Raw genomic sequence first — 17,547 nt, 5'->3', positions numbered from 1 at the left:
AGCGCCGGCCCATGACTCAGACACCCACAGCTCACACCTCCGCGCAGGGGCACGCGAGCGCACAGATCACCGTCCCCGCCCAGCACCCCATGGTCACCGTCCTGGGGTCCGGCGACTCCCTCCTGCGCGTGATCGAGAAAGCCTTCCCGGCGGCCGACATCCATGTCCGGGGCAATGAGATCAGCGCGGCCGGCGACCCGGCGGACGTCGCCATGGTCCAGCGCGTGTTCGACGAGATGATGCTGGTGCTCCGCACGGGGCAGCCGATGACGGAGGACGCAGTGGAACGCTCGATCGCCATGCTCAAGGCGAGCGGGAACGGGGAGAGCGACGGGGCGGAGACCCCGGCGCAGGTGCTGACGCAGAACATCCTGTCCTCGCGGGGCCGCACGATCCGCCCCAAGACCCTCAACCAGAAGCGGTACGTCGACGCCATCGACCACCACACCATCGTCTTCGGCATCGGCCCCGCCGGTACCGGCAAGACGTATCTGGCGATGGCCAAGGCGGTCCAGGCCCTCCAGTCCAAGCAGGTCAACCGCATCATCCTGACCCGCCCCGCGGTGGAGGCCGGAGAGCGCCTCGGCTTCCTCCCCGGCACGCTGTACGAGAAGATCGACCCGTACCTGCGCCCGCTGTACGACGCGCTGCACGACATGATCGACCCCGACTCGATCCCCCGCCTGATGGCGGCCGGGACGATCGAGGTGGCACCGCTGGCGTATATGCGTGGTCGCACGCTCAACGACGCCTTCATCATCCTGGACGAGGCGCAGAACACGAGTCCCGAGCAGATGAAGATGTTCCTCACCCGGCTCGGGTTCGACTCGAAGATCGTGATCACCGGCGATGTGACCCAGGTCGACCTGCCGAACGGGACGAAGTCGGGGCTGCGGCAGGTGCAGGACATCCTGGAGGGCGTCGAGGACGTGCACTTCTCACGGCTCTCGTCGCACGACGTCGTCCGGCACAAGCTGGTGGGCCGTATCGTCGACGCGTACGAGCAGTACGACAGCCAGAACGGCACGGAGAACGGCACGCACCAGGGGCGTGGCAAGCCCGGCTCCGCTGCCCGGGGCTCCAACGGGAAGTAGACCAGCAGCAGATGTCGATCGACGTCAACAACGAGTCCGGAACCGAGGTCGGCGAGCAGGCGATCCTCGACATCGCCCGCTACGCGCTGGCGCGGATGCGGATCCATCCGCTCTCCGAGCTGTCGGTGATCGTCGTGGACGCCGACGCCATGGAGCAGTTGCACATCCAGTGGATGGATCTGCCGGGCCCGACGGACGTCATGTCCTTCCCGATGGACGAGCTGCGTCCGCCGGCGAAGGACGACGAGGAGCCCCCGCAGGGGCTGCTCGGTGACATCGTGCTGTGCCCGGAGGTGGCCGCCAAGCAGGGCGCCGAGGCCGAGACGCAGCACACCATGGACGAGGAGCTGCAACTGCTCACCGTCCACGGTGTGCTGCATCTGCTGGGCTACGACCACGAGGAGCCGGACGAGAAGGCCGAGATGTTCGGTCTCCAGGCGGCCATCGTGGACGGCTGGCGCGCGGAGCAGGGCCTGACGGGTCCCTCCCCGGCCCCCACGGTGTCATGAGCATCCCGCTGATCACCGGGGCCGTGGCGCTGGTCGTCGTGGCCTGGCTGGCCGCCTGCGCCGAGGCGGGCCTCGCCCGGGTCTCCAGCTTCCGCGCGGAGGAAGCCGTACGGTCCGGGCGGCGCGGCAGCGCCCGGCTCGCGCAGGTCGCCGCCGACCCGACCCGCTATCTGAATGTGGCGCTGCTGGTCCGGGTGGCCTGCGAGATGGCCGCCGCCGCGCTGGTCACCTACGCCTGTCTCCAGGAGTTCCCGGCGACCTGGGAGGCGCTGCTGGTCGCCATCGGCGTGATGGTGCTGGTGTCGTATGTCGCCGTCGGGGTGTCGCCGCGCACGATCGGGCGGCAGCATCCGCTGAACACGGCGACGGCCGCCGCGTATGTGCTGCTGCCGCTGGCCCGGATCATGGGGCCGATCCCGTCCCTGCTGATCCTCATCGGCAACGCGCTGACGCCCGGCAAGGGCTTCCGACGCGGTCCGTTCGCCTCGGAGGCCGAGCTGCGGGCGCTGGTGGACCTCGCCGAGCAGGAGTCGCTGATCGAGGACGACGAGCGCCGGATGGTGCACTCGGTCTTCGAGCTGGGCGACACCCTGGTGCGGGAGGTGATGGTGCCGCGCACCGACCTGGTGGTCATCGAGCGGTACAAGACCATCCGCCAGGCCCTCACGCTCGCCCTGCGCTCTGGTTTCTCCCGGATCCCGGTGACCGGGGAGAGCGAGGACGACGTCGTCGGGATCGTGTATCTGAAGGATCTGGCCCGTAAGACGCACATCAGCCGGGACGCGGAGTCCGAGCTGGTGTCGACGGCGATGCGCCCCGCGTTCTTCGTGCCGGACACCAAGAACGCCGGTGATCTGCTGCGGGAGATGCAGAAGGAGCGCAATCACGTCGCCGTGGTGATCGACGAGTACGGCGGCACGGCCGGGATCGTCACCATCGAGGACATCCTGGAGGAGATCGTCGGCGAGATCACCGACGAGTACGACCGTGAGCTGCCGCCCGTGGAGGAGCTGGGCGACGGCCGCTTCCGGGTCACGGCCCGGCTCGACATCGGCGACCTGGGCGAGCTGTATGGCCTGGAGGCGTACGACGACGAGGACGTGGAGACGGTCGGCGGGCTGCTCGCCAAGTGCCTGGGCCGGGTGCCGATCGCCGGGGCGAGCGGCGTGGTCGAGCTGCCCGACGGGCGTTCCCTGCGGCTGACGGCGGAGGCCGCGGCGGGCCGGCGCAACAAGATCGTGACGGTGCTGGTGGAGCCGGTCGGCCCGGACGGCACGCCCCGGGAGACCGGCAGACCGGCCCTCTCCGCGCGGGAGGAGCGAGGGTGACACCGCAGGAGCTGCGCGCGTTCTGTCTTTCGTTCAACGCGGCCGTCGAGGACTTCCCCTTCGGCCCGGAGACTTCCGTCTTCCGGGTGCTCGGCAAGCTCTTCGCGCTCAGCCACCTCGACGGGCTGCCCCTGAAGGTCAACCTCAAGTGCGACCCCGAGGACGCGGTACGGCTGCGGGCCGACCACCCGGAGCTGATCGTCCCCGGCTGGCATATGAACAAGCGGCACTGGAACACCGTCACGGTCGACGCGGAGCTGCCGGACCGGCTGGTCCGGGAGCTGGTGGAGGACTCGTACGACCTGGTCGTCGCGGGGCTGCCACGGGCCGAGCGGCTCCGGCTGGACCGTCCCTGACCGGCGGGCGACGGACGGGCGACGGGTGGACGACCGGGCGGGCACGGGTGCTTCGTATGCTTCGGGCATGACCGACAGCAGCGCGCTCGACGCCGAGGACCGCAAGATCGTCACCCTGGCCCGTTCCGCCCGTGCCCGTAACGGTGTGCCCGAGGGGGCGGCCGTGCGCGACGAGACCGGGCGGACGTATGTCGCCGGGACGGTGGCGCTGGAGTCGCTGCGGCTCAGCGCGGTGCAGACGGCGGTGGCGATGGCGGTGGCGTCCGGCGCGCGCTCGCTGGAGGCGGCGGCCGTGGTGAGCGAGGCCGAGGGGATCGCCCCGGCGGATCTGGCTGCCGTGGGGGATCTGGGCGGGGCCGGGACGCCGGTGTTCCTGGCGGGGCCGGACGGAGTGGTCCGGGCGACGGCGGTGGTCGAGTGAGGGACACGATCACCCCTTCAACTTACCGCCGGTAACCTGGCTGGTTTTCGTGCTTACCGGCGTCCGTCGCTCCGGTATCAATGAGACCACTAGTTCCGACGGACCGTCAGATTTTCGCCCAGCGTGGCGCGCCCGCACCCCGCCCGCCGCTGCGGTCCCCTCGACGGACACCCCTGTCCGTCTCCCGTCCATCCCCACATGCCCCACCCGGGCATCCCCACATGGCATCCCCCACGGGAAGGGAACCGGATCACCCATGAGTCTTCTGAACCTGAAGCGGATAGGCACCGGCGCGGCCCTCACGGTCGGCGCGTTCGCGGTCACCGGGCTCGCGATGGCCCCGGCCGCGCTCGCCGTCGCCCCGGGCAGCGCCACCATCAACGCCGACTGCGGCAGCTTCGGCGGCGGCACCGCCACCCTCACGGCCACCCAGAACGGCACCGCGGCCACCTTCACCGTCACCTCGTCCGCCATCACCGCGCCCATCGCGCTCGGCGCGGACTCCATCACCTCCACCCTGACCCTGGTCAAGGCGAGTGGCGGCACCGTCGCCTTCACCGGCACCAAGAACCCCGCCATGAGCGCCGGGTCCCCGGTCACCGTCGGTCCGCTCAACGGGACCGTGGCCTCCGGCGACCGGCTGGAGGCGTTCGGCGGCTCCCTGAAGATGGTCGTCTTCGGCATCACCATCACCTGTACGGCGACCGCGCCGCAGGCGCCGGGGCCGTTCGTGTTCGACTGAGCCACCCCCTGATCCACACCCCTGACCCATCCCTGACCCACCCCTGAACCACCCTCCGGCCCACCCCACGGGCCTGGGTGCGGGCCGGGCGTCCACGCGGCGCCCGGCCCGCACGTACGGCGGCTCCCTGTGGATCAGGGACAATGGGCGCCATGAGCGTTCGAACCCCGTCCTCCGAGCCGTCCGCGGCACCCCACCGCTCCGGTTTCGCCTGTTTCGTGGGCCGGCCCAACGCGGGCAAGTCCACCCTCACGAACGCTCTGGTCGGGCGGAAGGTGGCGATCACCGCGAACCAGCCACAGACCACGCGGCACACCGTCCGCGGCATCGTGCACCGGCCCGACGCCCAGCTGATCCTGGTCGACACCCCCGGACTGCACAAGCCGCGCACCCTGCTCGGCGAGCGGCTGAACGACGTGGTGCGCACGACGTGGGCCGAGGTCGACGTCATCGGGTTCTGCATCCCGGCCAACGAGAAGATCGGGCCCGGCGACCGGTTCATCGCGAAGGAACTCGCCGGGATTCGCAAGGCGCCGAAGATCGCCGTCGTCACCAAGACCGATCTGGTGGACTCCAAGACCCTCGCCGAGCAGCTCATCGCCGTGGACCAGCTCGGCAAGGAGCTGGGGTTCGAGTGGGCGGAGATCGTGCCGGTGTCCGCGACGGCGGGCAGGCAGGTGGAGCTGCTGGCGGATCTGCTGATCCCGTTGCTGCCGGAGGGGCCCGCCCTGTATCCCGATGGGGAGCTGACGGACGAGCCCGAGCAGGTGATGATCGCGGAGCTGATCCGGGAGGCGGCGCTTGAGGGGGTGCGGGATGAGTTGCCGCACTCCATCGCGGTGGTCGTGGAGGAGATGTTGCCTCGGGCGGATCGGCCTGCGGATCGGCCCCTGCTGGACATCCACGCGAATCTTTACATCGAGCGGTCCAGTCAGAAGGGGATCATCATCGGGCCGAAGGGGAAGCGGCTGAAGGATGTCGGGATCAAGTCGCGCAAGCAGATCGAGGCGTTGTTGGGGACGCCGGTGTTCTTGGATCTGCATGTGAAGGTGGCGAAGGATTGGCAGCGGGATCCTAAGCAGTTGCGGCGGCTTGGGTTCTAGGGGTTGGGGTTCTAGGGGTTGGGGTCGGTCGTCGGGTGCGGGTGGGTTGTGGCTGGTCGCGCAGTTCCCCGCGCCCCTGAAGAGCCTTGGTCCAGCCCGGTGACTTCCCTGTGCCGTCTCTCGGTGTGATGCGCAGTTCCCCGCGCCCCTAAAAACCTGCGCCCCGCCCGGCGATTCCAGGGTGCCGCCCCTGAAGGCCAAAGCCCGCGCCCGCCCGGTGATTCCGGCGCGCCGCCACCAGAGGCTCGCGCCCCTGCCTGGTGATTCCGGCGCGCCGCCCCTGAGAGCTGAAGCTCGTGCTCCTGTCCCTGATCCCAGCGTGCCGCCCCTAAAAGCTGAAGCCCGCGCTCCTGCCCGTGATTCCGGCGCGCCGCCCCCCAAAGCCGAAGCCTCCTCCCCCTCCCCCCCGATTCCAGCAGGCCCTACAACACCTCCTCGCTGAAGGTCTGCGTGCCCAGGACTCTCAGTAGCTTTAGGCGGTCGTGGGTTTCCGTGTTCGGGCGGGCCGTGTGGAGGATCAAGAGGTGGCGGTGGCGGTGGCTGAGGAGGACCTCGCAGTCGACCTCCAGCAGCCCCACCACCGGATGCAGGAACCGTTTCGTCGCGCTGTTGCGCTGGGCGACCTCGTGCGCGGTCCACAGCCGGGCGAACTCCGCGCTGGCGGAGCGGAGTTCGGCCACCAGCGCCGCCGGTTCCGGGTCGTCGGGGTGGGCCGCCGCCACCGCGCGCAGGCTCGCCACATGCGTGCGGGCCATCGCCGGGTGATCGGCCGCCGGGAACAGCGTCCGCGCGTCCGGGTCCAGGAAGAAGCGGCGTACGAGGTTGCGCTGCCGGCGCGGCGCGGCCATCACGTCCCCGATCAGCGCCCTGGACATCGCGTTCTGCGCCAGCAGCTCACCGCAGTCGCTGACGACATGCGCGGGCGCGTCGTGCAGCCGGTCCAGGACCAGCAGCAGCCCGGGGCGGACATGTCCCGACGCCGTCTCCCGCCGGGGCGGCTCCTCGCCCGCCAGATGGAACAGATGGTCGTGCTCCACGTCCGTCAGCCGTAGCGCGCGGGCCAGGGCGGTCAGGGTCTGGCGGGACGGGCGCGGCCCGCGTGACTGTTCCAGCCGGGTGTAGTAGTCCACGGACAGCCCGGCCAGCGCCGCCACCTCCTCCCGCCGCAGTCCGGGCGTACGGCGCCGGGGGCCGGCCGTCAGTCCCACGTCGGCCGGGGTGATGCGGGCGCGGCCCCGCCGCAGGAAGTCCGCGAGTTCCGTTCGGTTCACCCCTCCAGCCTGCGCCTTCCCGCCCGGCTCAACCAGGGACCGCCGATCCCCCGATCGACAGGTCTCTGCCGCCCCACCGCTCCCGGAGCCACGCTGGAGAGACGAGAGACGACAACCACCGGCAACGGTCGGAACACGAAGGCGGCGGATCATGCTGACACTGGTGACAGGGACGACAGGGCAGGTCGGGCGGCGTTTCCTGCCCCGGCTGCTGGCGCGGCGGCGCCCGGGGGACGAGGTGCGGGTGCTGGTGCGGGACGCGGCCCGCGCCGAGCCCTTCGTGGAGCTGGGCGCCCAGCTCCTGGTGGGCGATCTGCGGGACGAGGAGACCCTCGACAAGGCGGTGGCCGGGGCGGACGCCGTGGTCAACATCGCCGCCTCCTTCCGCTGGGTGCCCGACGAGGAGGCGTGGGCGGTCAACCGGGACGCGGCCGTCGCCCTCGGCAAGGCCGCCCAGGCGGCCGGAGTGGAACGGTTCGTGCAGGTCAGTACGGGCGTGGTGTACGGGACCGGCCGGGGGCGTCCGCTGGTCGAGGAGGACGAGATCCGGCCGGGCGGCGAGCTGTGGGGCGCCTACCCGGAGTCAAAGATCGCCGCCGAGCGGGAGCTGACCACCCTGACCGGTCTCGACGTCCGTATCGCACGGCTGCCCTTCGTGTACGGCGAGGGCGACCCGCATCTCGCCCAGTCCCTGCGCTGGGCCGCGCACTGGGCCGGCGCCCAGCGCCTCCAGATGGCCCACCACATGGACGTGGCCCAGGGCCTGCTGCGGCTGCTGTGGACCCCGGGCGCCACCGGCGTCTACAACCTCGCCGACGACGCCCCCGTGACCGCCGTAGAGCTGCACCAGCTCAATGGGGTCGAGCCCCCGGCCGAGCTCCAGGATCGCACCGACCCCGACCCCTGGTTCGGCATCATGTCGACCGAGCGGATACGCCGGGAGCTGGGCTACCGGCCGATCTTCCCGAGCGTCTGGAACGCCCGGGACGCCGGAGCCCTGTGACCGTCACCCCGGCTCACCGCTGGGCGCGCAGCAGCTCCCGGTACCAGGCGTACGACGCCTTCGGCGTACGGCGCTGGGTCGCGTAGTCGACGTGCACCAGGCCGAAGCGGCGGGCGTAGCCCTCCGCCCACTCGAAGTTGTCCAGCAGCGACCAGACGAAGTAGCCCCGCACGTCCACGCCCGCCTCGACCGCCCGGTGCAGGGCGCGGATGTGGCCGTCGAGGTAGGCGATCCGCTCCTGGTCGTCGAGCCCTTCGTAGGAGCAGCCGTTCTCGGTGATGACGACCGGGGGCAGCCGGTCGCCGTAGCGGTCGCGCAGGAGGGTGAGGAGTTCGGTCAGGCCCTCCGGGACCACCGGCCAGCCGAAGTCCGTCACCGGGACGCCCTCGATCTCCCGCACGGAGAAGGGCAGTTCGGCGGGCATCCGGACCCCGCCGAAGTCGATCTCGGTGCCCTGCGGGGCGCCCACCCGGGTCGGCGCGTAGTAGTTGACGCCGTAGAAGTCCAGCGGTTCGGAGATCAGCTTCAGGTCCGCCGCCACATCCCCCGGCATCAGCTCGCCCAGCCCGGCCGGGTACGCGCCCAGCAGCAGCGGATCGGCGAACAGCCGGTTGAGGAGCACGTCGTAGAACTCGGCGGCCTCCACATCGGCGCTCTCCCCGGAGGCGGGCCAGGTCGGGCCGTGCGAGTTGGTGATGCCGACCTCCGCCGCCCCGGCCGCGCGCAGCGTCTGGACCGCCATGCCGTGCGCGAGGAGCTGGTGGTGGGCGACCGGCAGCGCGTCGAACAGCAACTGCTTGCCGGGGGCGTGGATACCGAGGGCGTGGCCCAGCAGGGTGTGCTCGGCGGGCTCGTTGAGGGTGATCCACTGGGACACCCGGTCGCCGAGCCGCTCGGCGACCACCGCCACATGGTCGCCGAACCGGGCGGCGGTGTCCCGCTCCCGCCAGTCCAGCGTGACCGGCAGCTCCCAGTGGAAGAGGGTCGGTACCGGCCGTATCCCCGCCGCGCACAGGGCGTCCACCAGCCGGTCGTAGAAGTCGAGTCCGCCGGGGGAGGCCACCCGCGGCCAGGAGACCGAGAAGCGGTACGCGTCCACGCCCAGGTCGGCGAGGAGCGCCACGTCCTCGGGGTAGCGGTGGTAGTGGTCGCAGGCCACGGCCGGGTTCGAGCCGTCCTTCACCCGGCCGGGCTCCGCCGCGAACACGTCCCACACCGAGGGTTCGCGCAGCTCGGCCGCGCCCTCGATCTGCTGGGCGGAGGTCGAGACCCCCCACCGGAACCCGTCCGGGAACCGGGGGATCGGGGGGATCGGGGTCGTCTCCGTGCGCCGGCCGGTCACCCGGCCGGTCGCCCCGTCAGTCGCCGAGCGAGGATCGTCAGTCGCCAAGCCCGGATCGTCAGTCGCCAAGCCTGGATCGTCACTCGCCACGCGCGGATCGTCAGTCGCCATGCGCGGATCATCCGTACCGCGGGTAACAGAAGTCAACGGGCGGGCGACCACTGCCTCGCCCGGCGGCTCGCCCGGCGCCCGGCGCCCAGTGCCCCGAGGCTCGCCCCGCAGCTCACCCCCGTGGCTCCCCCGCAGCTCACCCCACCACTCAGGTGCCCTCCTTCAGCACCCGTCGGATCAGCTCCCGCTGGTCGTCCGTGAGCCGGGGGTCCGCGCAGTACACCGTCGTCCCGTCCACGGTGATCTCGTAGCTGAAGCCGTCCGGCACCCCGGCCGCCGGGGTGCCCCGGCCGGCGTCGACCGCCCGCCCGGCCAGGGCCCGCCACTCCGCGGCGTCGGGCCGCCCCGAGGTGTCCACCTCGGCCTGCCGCTCGATCCCCGCGAACCCGCCCGTGCGCCTCACCTGAATCCGCATGGGTCCCTGTCTAGTACGGAACTACGCCTCGCGCACCCCGACCCGCTCCCACGCCTTCTGCACGGCCAACAGCTCCTCGCCGTCGCCGAACCGGGCGCGGGCGGCGGTCACCGTCAGCTCGGCGAACTCGGCGAAGTTCGCGTCCTCCGCCAGTTCCCCGCCGGTCAGCACGTCGTACCAGATCTGTCCGGCGCGCTCCCAGGCGTGGCCGCCGAGGGTGGTGGCGGCGAGGTAGAACGCGTGGTTGGGGATACCGGAGTTGATGTGCACCCCGCCGTTGTCCCGGCCGGTGCGCACATAGTCGTCCATCGTCGCGGGCTGCGGGTCCTTGCCGAGGACGTCGTCGTCGTACGCCGTGCCCGGGGCCTTCATCGAGCGCAGGGCCACGCCCGTGACACGCGGGGCGAGCAGTCCGGCGCCGATCAGCCAGTCCGCCTGGTCGGCGGTCTGGCCCAGGGTCTGCTGCTTGATCAGCGAGCCGAAGACGTCGGAGAGCGACTCGTTGAGCGCGCCGGGCTGGCCGAAGTAGGTGAGGTTCGCCGTGTACTGGGTGACGCCGTGGGCGAGTTCATGGCCGATGACGTCGATGGGGAGCGTGAAGTCGAGGAAGATCTCGCCGTCCCCGTCGCCGAACACCATCTGCTCGCCGTTCCAGAACGCGTTGTTGTAGTCCTCGTCGTAGTGGACCGTCGCGTCCAGCGGGAGGCCGCCGCCGTCGATCGAGTCGCGCCCGAACGCCGTGAAGAAGAGTTCGTAGGTCGCGCCGAGACCCGCGTACGCGCGGTTGACGGTGGCGTCCTGGCCGGGCTCCGAGCCCTCGCCGCGGACCTTCGTGCCGGGCAGGCTCGTGCGGTGCTGGGCGTCGTAGATCGTGCGCCGCGGGGTGCCGGTGGCGGCGGGGACGGCGACGGCGGGGGCGCCCAGGACGGTGGTCAGCCGCCGCTGGGTGCGCTCGAAGGCGTCCCGCTGGAGGGTGTGGCGGGCCGCGCGGGCCACGCCGGGCTCATCGGCCTGGGTGAGCTTGTCGAGGACGTGGGGCGGGATGATCGTGCAGAAGATGGGCTCATGGCCCCCGTTTTCCTTCATGTACGACACGGTGGCACTCCGTTGAGTCGATGTCACTAGGGGTTACCAGGATTTGGTGAAGAGTGCGGGGGTTTGGGGCTGGTCCGGTTACGGTGTGCTAGCGGACGCGTGGTCCTGTGCGGTTCCTCGCGTCGCTCCTCGCCCCTCGCACGGCGGTCATGGAAGGTGATCCCCGGTTCCGCATGGTGATACAGGGCGCCGTGTCCGTCCTGTCTCGGTTAGAGTGCTCGGCATCATGCGTTTCGGGCTGCTTCTTCTTAGCTGCCGCGGCGAGGGCCTGTAGTCCAGGTCGACTCCCTCCCCGCGGAGCTTCGTGTTGCGTCGGCCGTCCCCTTCCGGACACCCTCAGGAGCCCCCGATCATGGTGAATCGCCAGCAGCCCAGCTCGATGCCCATCCGCAAGTACGGCCGCTACGAGCAGGTCGACCTCCCCGACCGCAGCTGGCCCCAGCAGCGCGTCACCGCCGCCCCCCGCTGGCTCTCCACCGATCTGCGCGACGGCAACCAGGCCCTGATCGACCCGATGTCCCCGGTACGCAAGCGGGCCATGTTCGATCTGCTGGTGAAGATGGGCTACAAGGAGATCGAGGTCGGCTTCCCCGCCTCAGGACAGACCGACTTCGAGTTCGTCCGCTCGATCATCGAGGACGAGGGGGCCATCCCCGAGGATGTGACGATCTCCGTGCTGACCCAGGCCCGTGAGGACCTGATCGAGCGGACCGTGGAGTCCCTGAAGGGCGCCCACCGGGCCACCGTCCACCTGTACAACGCCACCGCGCCGGTCTTCCGCCGGGTCGTCTTCCGGGGCTCCAGGGACGACATCAAGCAGATCGCCGTGGACGGCACGCGACTGGTCATGGAGTACGCCGACAAGCTGCTGGGCCCGGAGACCGCGTTCGGCTACCAGTACTCGCCGGAGATCTTCACCGACACCGAGCTGGACTTCGCGCTGGAGGTCTGCGAGGGCGTCATGGACGTCTGGCAGCCCGGCCCGGACCGCGAGATCATCCTGAACCTGCCCGCCACCGTCGAGCGCTCCACGCCCTCCACCCACGCCGACCGCTTCGAGTGGATGGGCCGCAACCTGAGCCGCCGGGAGTTCGTCTGCCTGTCCGTGCACCCGCACAACGACCGGGGGACGGCCGTCGCCGCCGCCGAGCTGGCGCTGATGGCCGGCGCCGACCGCGTCGAGGGCTGTCTGTTCGGCCAGGGCGAGCGCACCGGCAACGTCGACCTGGTCACCCTGGGCATGAACCTGTTCTCCCAGGGCGTCGACCCGCAGATCGACTTCTCCGACATCGACGAGATCCGCCGTACGTGGGAGTACTGCAACCAGATGGAGGTCCACCCGCGCCACCCCTATGTGGGCGACCTGGTCTACACGTCCTTCTCCGGCTCCCACCAGGACGCCATCAAGAAGGGCTTCGACGCCATGGAGGCCGACGCGGCGGCGAAGGGCGTCACCGTCGACGACATCGAGTGGGCCGTGCCGTACCTGCCCATCGACCCCAAGGACGTCGGCCGGTCCTACGAGGCCGTGATCCGGGTCAACTCGCAGTCCGGCAAGGGCGGTATCGCGTACGTCCTGAAGAACGACCACAAGCTGGATCTGCCGCGCCGGATGCAGATCGAGTTCTCGAAGATCATCCAGGCCAAGACGGACGCCGAGGGCGGCGAGGTCACCCCGAAGGACATCTGGGCGGCCTTCCAGGACGAGTACCTGCCCAACCCGGACAACGCCTGGGGCCGTATCCAGGTCCGCACCGGCCAGTCCACCACCGACACCGACGGCGTGGACACCCTCACCGTGGAGGCCACCGTCGACGGCGCCGACACCGTGCTGACCGGCACCGGCAACGGTCCCATCTCGGCCTTCTTCGACGCCCTGGAGTCCATCGGCGTCGACGTACGGCTGCTGGACTACCAGGAGCACACCATGAGCGAGGGCGCCTCCGCGCAGGCCGCCTCGTACATCGAGTGCGCGGTGGGCGACAAGGTGCTGTGGGGTATCGGCATCGACGCCAACACCACCCGCGCCTCTCTGAAGGCGGTCGTCTCGGCCGTCAACCGGGCGGCCCGCTGACCGCTCCCCCCGGGGGTTCGGCATCCCGTCCACCGTCGTCGGTGGGCGGGATTCCGTCGTTTATCGGCGATCTCACGCCAAGGTCACAGAAAGGTATCGTCCAAGGTGCTGACTATGGCTCACCGATGTGGCTAACATCACGCCAGCGCGGCGATGTTGCCGTGGGGTTACGGAGGTGCGACATGCTGCCAGAACGAGGACAAGACGGCCGTGTCGCCCGGTATTCCCGCATCCTGGGCACCCGTACCGCGTGGACGGCCGTCGGCGACGGGCAGTTCTTCTGCCCCGGCTGCGGCGGCGACCGCAACTTCCAGCGGCTCACCGGCCGCCGCCGGTTCACCCTCCTCGGGGTGCCGGTGCTGCCGCGCGGTGAGACCGGGCCCACCATCGAGTGCGCGGCCTGCCGCCGGCACTTCGGCACGGACGTCCTCGACCACCCGACCACCTCGCGGTTCTCGGCGATGCTGCGGGACGCCGTGCACACGGTCGCGCTGGCCGTGCTCGCCGCCGGGGGCACCCGGGCGCGCAGATCGCTGGCGGCGGCGGCCGGGACCGTACGGGCCGCCGGGTTCGACGATTGCACGGAGGAACAGCTCGACGCGCTCGTGGAGGCGCTCGCGGCGGACACCGGGCGGGTGTACGGGCGGCCCTGCGGGCCGGGGCTGGCCATAGAGCTGCACGAGGCGCTCGATCCGCTCGCGCCGCATCTCGCTCCCGCGGGGCGGGAGGGGATCTTGTTGCAGGGGGCGCGGATCGCTCTCGCGGACGGGCCCTATACGGCGGCGGAACGGGATGTTCTGGCGACGGTGGGGGCGGCGTTGACGATCACCGCGGATGAGGTGTCGCGGTTGCTTGCGGCTGCCGGGACGCCGAGCTGAGTGGGTCTGGTGCGGGTCGTGGTGGGCTGGTCGCGCAGTTCCTCCCCCAGAGGGGGTACCCCCAGCGCCCTCAACAGCCTGTGTACTCCCGTGGGAGTAATGGAGCGGCGCTGACTCCTGGCGTAGTACCCCGTAAGTCGGTCTGGTGTGTGATGAATCGCGGGTTGGCTCCCGACACGCTTAGGGCGTCTTGATAGTCCTGACGGAGGGAGACCGTCTCATGGGGGCCGCTACTGCATCCGTACGGCGTCGGCGGCGGGCCGTGCCCTGGGTGGTGCTGGGGTTGTGGATCGGGGTGATGGTGATCGTCGCGCCGTTCGCCGCCAAGCTGGGGGACGTCCAGCGCGACCGGGCCGTCGACTATCTGCCCAACAGCGCCGACTCCACCCAGGTCGCCAAGATCCAGGACCGGCTGCCCGGCGGGGAGAGCACCGAGATGGTGATCGTCTACCACCGGGACGGTGGGCTGACCGACGGTGACCGGGAGATCGCCGCGCGGCAGATCGACGAGATCGCCGGAGCCCACACCCTGGCCGCGGAACCCGTCGGGGTGCCCTCCGAGGACGGCACCACCCTCATGTACCCGGTCGCCAGCAATGAGCCGGGGCAGGACGAGGAGGCCCGGGACGCCCTGGTCAACGCGGTGCGCGAGGTCGCCGACGGCGGGGACGGGCTGAGTGTCGAGGTGGGCGGCGAGGCCGCGCTCGCCACCGACGCCTCCGAGGTCTACGAGTCCCTCGACGGACCGCTGCTCTACACCACCGTCGCCGTGGTCGCCGTCCTGCTGATCATCATCTACCGCAGTCCGTTCCTGTGGCTGGTGCCGCTGGCCGTCGCCGGGATCGCGGACTTCCTGTCCATGGGCGTCGCCTACGGGCTGAACCAGTGGTTCGGGACGGCGGTGACCGGGCAGTCGTCCGGGATCATGACCATCCTGGTGTTCGGCGCCGGGACGGACTACGCGCTGCTGCTGGTCTCCCGGTACCGGGAGGAACTGCGGGTCGTGGAACGGCCCTACGACGCCATGCTGCGGGCGCTGCGCGGCTGCGGGCCCGCCGTCCTCGCCTCGTCCGGCACGGTCGCCGCCGGGCTGCTGTGCCTGCTCGCCGCCGATCTGAACTCCAGCCGGGGCATGGGCCCGCTCGGCACCGTCGGCGTGCTGTGCGCGCTGCTCGCCATGCTGACCCTGCTGCCCGCCCTGCTGGTGCTGCTCGGGCGCCGGGTGTTCTGGCCGCTGGTGCCCCGCCACGGGCAGCAGCCCAAGGTCCGGCGCTCACTGTTCGCGGCCATGGGCACCTCCGCCGGACGCCGCCCGAGGACCGTCCTGCTCGGCGGGGCCCTGCTGCTCGGCGCGCTGGCCCTCGGGTCGCTGAACCTGCCCGGCGACCTCAAGCAGGAGGACAGCTTCACCAGCACCCCGGAAGCCGTCGCCGCCATGGGCACCCTCGCCGACGCCTACCCCGGGCAGGGCACCCAGCCCCTCACCGTCATCACCCCCACCGCCGGGGCCGACACCGCGCTGGCCGAGATCCGCGGGACCGGCGGTGTGGCGAGCGCCGAACGCGGACGCAGCGGCGACGGCTGGAGCGAGATCACCGTGCTCGCCGCCGCGCCCCCGCAGTCCGCCGGGGAGACCCGGACCATCGGGGAACTCCGCGACCGGCTCGACGGCTCCTACGTCGGCGGGCCCAGCGCCGAGCAGATCGACCTCAAGGACACCAACGCCCGCGACCAGATGGTCGTCGTCCCGCTGGTGCTGGTCTCCGTGCTGCTGATCCTCGTCGTGCTGCTGCGCAGCCTGGTCGCGCCGCTGCTGCTGGTCGCCGCCGTGGTCGCGGTGTGGGGGGCCTCGCTCGGCATCGGCGGGCTGGTCTTCGGGCCGCTGTTCGGCTTCGAGGGCACCGACCCCGGGCTCGGACTGCTGTCCTTCGTCTTCCTCGTCGCCCTCGGCGTGGACTACGGCATCTTCCTGATGCACCGGATGCGGGAGGAGGCACTCAAGGGCGCCGAACCGGTCGCCGCCGCGCTCACCGCGCTGCGCACCACCGGCGGCGTCATCGCCTCCGCCGGGCTGGTCCTCGCCGCGACCTTCGCCGTGCTCACCACCATGCCGATGCTGCAACTGGTGCAGCTGGGCTTCGTGATCGCGGTGGGCGTGCTGCTGGACACCTTCCTGGTCCGCACGTACCTGGTCACCAGCGCCAGCGTGGCCCTGCGGCGGGCGGTGTGGTGGCCGGGACCGCTGTCCCGCGCGCCGGGTACGGCGCCGGGGACCGGCGGGACGGACACGGCGGAGCGGTCCGCGCCGGTGGGTGCCTCCTCCGGACGCTGAGGTACCGGGCGTTCTGCCGGAGGCTGAGGCACCGGATGTTCCGCCCGACGCTGACGCACCGGACGTTCCGCCGGACGCTGACGCACCGCACGACCTGGGGCGCCCCCTCCCTCCCGGAGCGGGCGCCCCCTGACGGAAGATGAGCCCGTGCAGGCAACCACCCACCCCGCCCGGCCCCGCGTCGGCGAGCGGGTCATGGCCGCGATCAACCGCGATCCGCTGACCGCCCCGCACGGGCGGCGCAACGACGCCGTGCTCGCCGTCGCCGCCGCCCTCCTCGGCACCTGGTTCGCCCTCATGGGCAGCGACGGGCTGCGCCCCGACCCGCTCGGCTGGACCCTGCTCTACGCCGCCCATGTCCCGCTGGTGTGGCGGCGGCGCCGCCCGATGCCGGTGCTCCTCGCCGTCGTCGCGCTCGTCGCGCCCTACCACGCGCTGGACAACAGCCACCCCGCCGCCATCCCGGCGACCGTGATCGTCCTGTACACCGTCGCCGCCACCGGCACCGTGCGGCGCACCCTGCTCACCGGCGCCACCATCCTCGGCGCCACCCTCGTCATCAACGCCGTCACCAACCCCGACGGCCTCGCCGAGGTGCTGCGGATCTCCGGCTGGATTCTCGCCGTCCTGTTCTGCGGCATCGACGTGCGCTACTACCGGCAGTACTTCGCCTCCGTCGTGGAGCGCGCCGAACGCGCGGAGCGCACCCGGGAGGAGGAGGCCCGCCGCCGGGTCGCCGAGGAACGCCTGCGCATCGCCCGCGATCTGCACGATCTGCTCGCCCACAGCATCACCCTCATCGGGGTGCAGACCTCCGTCGCCGCCCATGTCCTCAACGCCGACCCCGAACGGCTCGACCGGGCCTCCGTCGCCGCCGCGCTCGACGACATCGCCGACACCTGCCGCTCGGCCCGCGGTGAACTCCGCACCACGCTGGAGGTGCTGCGCGCCCAGGACGGCGGCGACCCCCGGGGCTCCCTGCCGGATCTGCGCGGGCTCGGCGACCTCGCGGACAGCGCGCGGCTGGCGGGGGCGCGGGTCGACCTCGATGTCACCGCCGACGGGGTGCCCCCGGCGGTGGGCGCCGCCGCGTACCGGATCGTGCAGGAAGCCCTCACCAACGCCGTACGGCACGGCGGGCGCGACGACCTCACCGTGCGGGTGCGGGTACGCCATGACGCCGGGGTGCTGCGCGTCGGGGTCACCGACGACGGGGCGGGCGCGGGCACCGGGACGCCGGGCTACGGGCTGGTCGGGATGCGGGAGCGGGCCCGCAGTGTGGGCGGCAGCCTCGACGCGGGGCCGCTGCCGCGCGGGGCCGGGTTCGAGGTGAGCGCGGTGCTGCCGCTGGGGGAGCGGGTCGCTGCCGCGGTGGGGGCGGGTGCGGCGACTTCGGCGACTTCGGTGGGTTCGGTGGGTTCGGTGGCCGAGTGTCCGGGGTGTCTGCTGCCGAAGGAGGGGGTGTGAGGTGGA

Annotated in this window: 16 protein-coding genes; 12 read left to right on the top strand and 4 right to left on the bottom strand. The window is 71.4% G+C overall.

Features of this window, described 5'->3' with window-relative positions; translation table 11 throughout:
* The first annotated feature begins 11 nt into the window (after nucleotides 1–11).
* The 7 genes from AB0D49_RS22300 (at nucleotide 12) to era (ending at nucleotide 5,553) form a co-directional block, all read left to right on the top strand.
* Complete coding sequence (locus AB0D49_RS22300) at nucleotides 12–1,094, top strand: PhoH family protein (protein WP_362759954.1); 1,083 nt, start codon at nucleotides 12–14, stop codon at nucleotides 1,092–1,094.
* A gap of 11 nt (nucleotides 1,095–1,105) precedes the next feature.
* Nucleotides 1,106–1,603 carry an rRNA maturation RNase YbeY gene (gene ybeY, locus AB0D49_RS22295; protein WP_362759951.1) on the top strand — a complete coding sequence of 166 codons (498 nt, stop codon included), beginning with the start codon at nucleotides 1,106–1,108 and terminating at the stop codon, nucleotides 1,601–1,603.
* Complete coding sequence (locus AB0D49_RS22290) at nucleotides 1,600–2,931, top strand: hemolysin family protein (RefSeq protein WP_362759949.1); 1,332 nt, start codon at nucleotides 1,600–1,602, stop codon at nucleotides 2,929–2,931. The genes ybeY and AB0D49_RS22290 overlap by 4 nt, the downstream gene beginning before the upstream one ends.
* Nucleotides 2,928–3,287, top strand: coding sequence for an MmcQ/YjbR family DNA-binding protein (locus AB0D49_RS22285; protein ID WP_362759946.1), 360 nt, complete (start codon nucleotides 2,928–2,930; stop codon nucleotides 3,285–3,287). The genes AB0D49_RS22290 and AB0D49_RS22285 overlap by 4 nt, the downstream gene beginning before the upstream one ends.
* 67 nt (nucleotides 3,288–3,354) lie before the next feature.
* The gene (locus AB0D49_RS22280; protein ID WP_362759943.1) at nucleotides 3,355–3,708 is read left to right on the top strand and encodes a cytidine deaminase; all 354 of its coding nucleotides are present in this window, start codon (nucleotides 3,355–3,357) and stop codon (nucleotides 3,706–3,708) included.
* A 265-nt stretch (nucleotides 3,709–3,973) separates the two neighbouring features.
* Nucleotides 3,974–4,450, top strand: coding sequence for a hypothetical protein (locus AB0D49_RS22275; protein WP_362760186.1), 477 nt, complete (start codon nucleotides 3,974–3,976; stop codon nucleotides 4,448–4,450).
* Nucleotides 4,451–4,602: 152 nt separating this feature from the next.
* On the top strand, nucleotides 4,603–5,553 hold the full coding sequence (gene era, locus AB0D49_RS22270; protein WP_362759940.1) for a GTPase Era: 951 nt from the start codon (nucleotides 4,603–4,605) through the stop codon (nucleotides 5,551–5,553).
* Between the two features lie 422 nt (nucleotides 5,554–5,975).
* Here the strand turns inward: era and AB0D49_RS22265 are convergent, their stop codons facing one another.
* Nucleotides 5,976–6,824: a helix-turn-helix transcriptional regulator gene (locus AB0D49_RS22265; RefSeq protein WP_362759937.1), complete on the bottom strand. Its 849-nt coding sequence runs from the start codon at nucleotides 6,822–6,824 to the stop codon at nucleotides 5,976–5,978.
* A 151-nt stretch (nucleotides 6,825–6,975) separates the two neighbouring features.
* Here AB0D49_RS22265 and AB0D49_RS22260 point away from each other — a divergent pair, with 151 nt between their 5' ends.
* Nucleotides 6,976–7,827, top strand: a complete 852-nt coding sequence (locus AB0D49_RS22260; RefSeq protein WP_362759934.1) for an NAD(P)-dependent oxidoreductase — start codon at nucleotides 6,976–6,978, stop codon at nucleotides 7,825–7,827.
* Nucleotides 7,828–7,840: 13 nt separating this feature from the next.
* Here AB0D49_RS22260 and AB0D49_RS22255 read toward each other — a convergent pair whose 3' ends face one another.
* The 3 genes from AB0D49_RS22255 to AB0D49_RS22245 all read right to left on the bottom strand — a co-directional run bounded on the left by AB0D49_RS22255 (nucleotide 7,841) and on the right by AB0D49_RS22245 (nucleotide 10,781).
* Nucleotides 7,841–9,139, bottom strand: a complete 1,299-nt coding sequence (locus AB0D49_RS22255; protein WP_362760183.1) for a GH1 family beta-glucosidase — start codon at nucleotides 9,137–9,139, stop codon at nucleotides 7,841–7,843.
* 289 nt (nucleotides 9,140–9,428) lie between these two features.
* The gene (locus tag AB0D49_RS22250; protein WP_362759931.1) at nucleotides 9,429–9,695 is read right to left on the bottom strand and encodes a protealysin inhibitor emfourin; all 267 of its coding nucleotides are present in this window, start codon (nucleotides 9,693–9,695) and stop codon (nucleotides 9,429–9,431) included.
* A 21-nt stretch (nucleotides 9,696–9,716) separates the two neighbouring features.
* The gene (locus tag AB0D49_RS22245) at nucleotides 9,717–10,781 is read right to left on the bottom strand and encodes a M4 family metallopeptidase (RefSeq protein WP_362759928.1); all 1,065 of its coding nucleotides are present in this window, start codon (nucleotides 10,779–10,781) and stop codon (nucleotides 9,717–9,719) included.
* Nucleotides 10,782–11,142: 361 nt separating this feature from the next.
* Here AB0D49_RS22245 and leuA point away from each other — a divergent pair, with 361 nt between their 5' ends.
* From leuA to AB0D49_RS22225, 4 genes are all read left to right on the top strand, one after another.
* On the top strand, nucleotides 11,143–12,864 hold the full coding sequence (leuA, locus tag AB0D49_RS22240; protein ID WP_362759925.1) for a 2-isopropylmalate synthase: 1,722 nt from the start codon (nucleotides 11,143–11,145) through the stop codon (nucleotides 12,862–12,864).
* Nucleotides 12,865–13,046: 182 nt separating this feature from the next.
* Nucleotides 13,047–13,742, top strand: a complete 696-nt coding sequence (locus tag AB0D49_RS22235; protein ID WP_362759922.1) for a TerB family tellurite resistance protein — start codon at nucleotides 13,047–13,049, stop codon at nucleotides 13,740–13,742.
* 220 nt (nucleotides 13,743–13,962) lie between these two features.
* Nucleotides 13,963–16,074 (top strand): MMPL family transporter, encoded by a 2,112-nt coding sequence (locus AB0D49_RS22230; protein ID WP_362759919.1) that lies wholly within the window; start codon nucleotides 13,963–13,965, stop codon nucleotides 16,072–16,074.
* Nucleotides 16,075–16,269: 195 nt separating this feature from the next.
* Complete coding sequence (locus AB0D49_RS22225) at nucleotides 16,270–17,541, top strand: histidine kinase (RefSeq protein WP_362760180.1); 1,272 nt, start codon at nucleotides 16,270–16,272, stop codon at nucleotides 17,539–17,541.
* Nucleotides 17,542–17,547: the final 6 nt, after the last annotated feature.

Source organism: Streptomyces sp. NPDC048290 (genome assembly GCF_040652095.1).
Taxonomy (GTDB): domain Bacteria; phylum Actinomycetota; class Actinomycetes; order Streptomycetales; family Streptomycetaceae; genus Streptomyces.
This window is presented reverse-complemented; position numbering and strand designations above follow the sequence as displayed.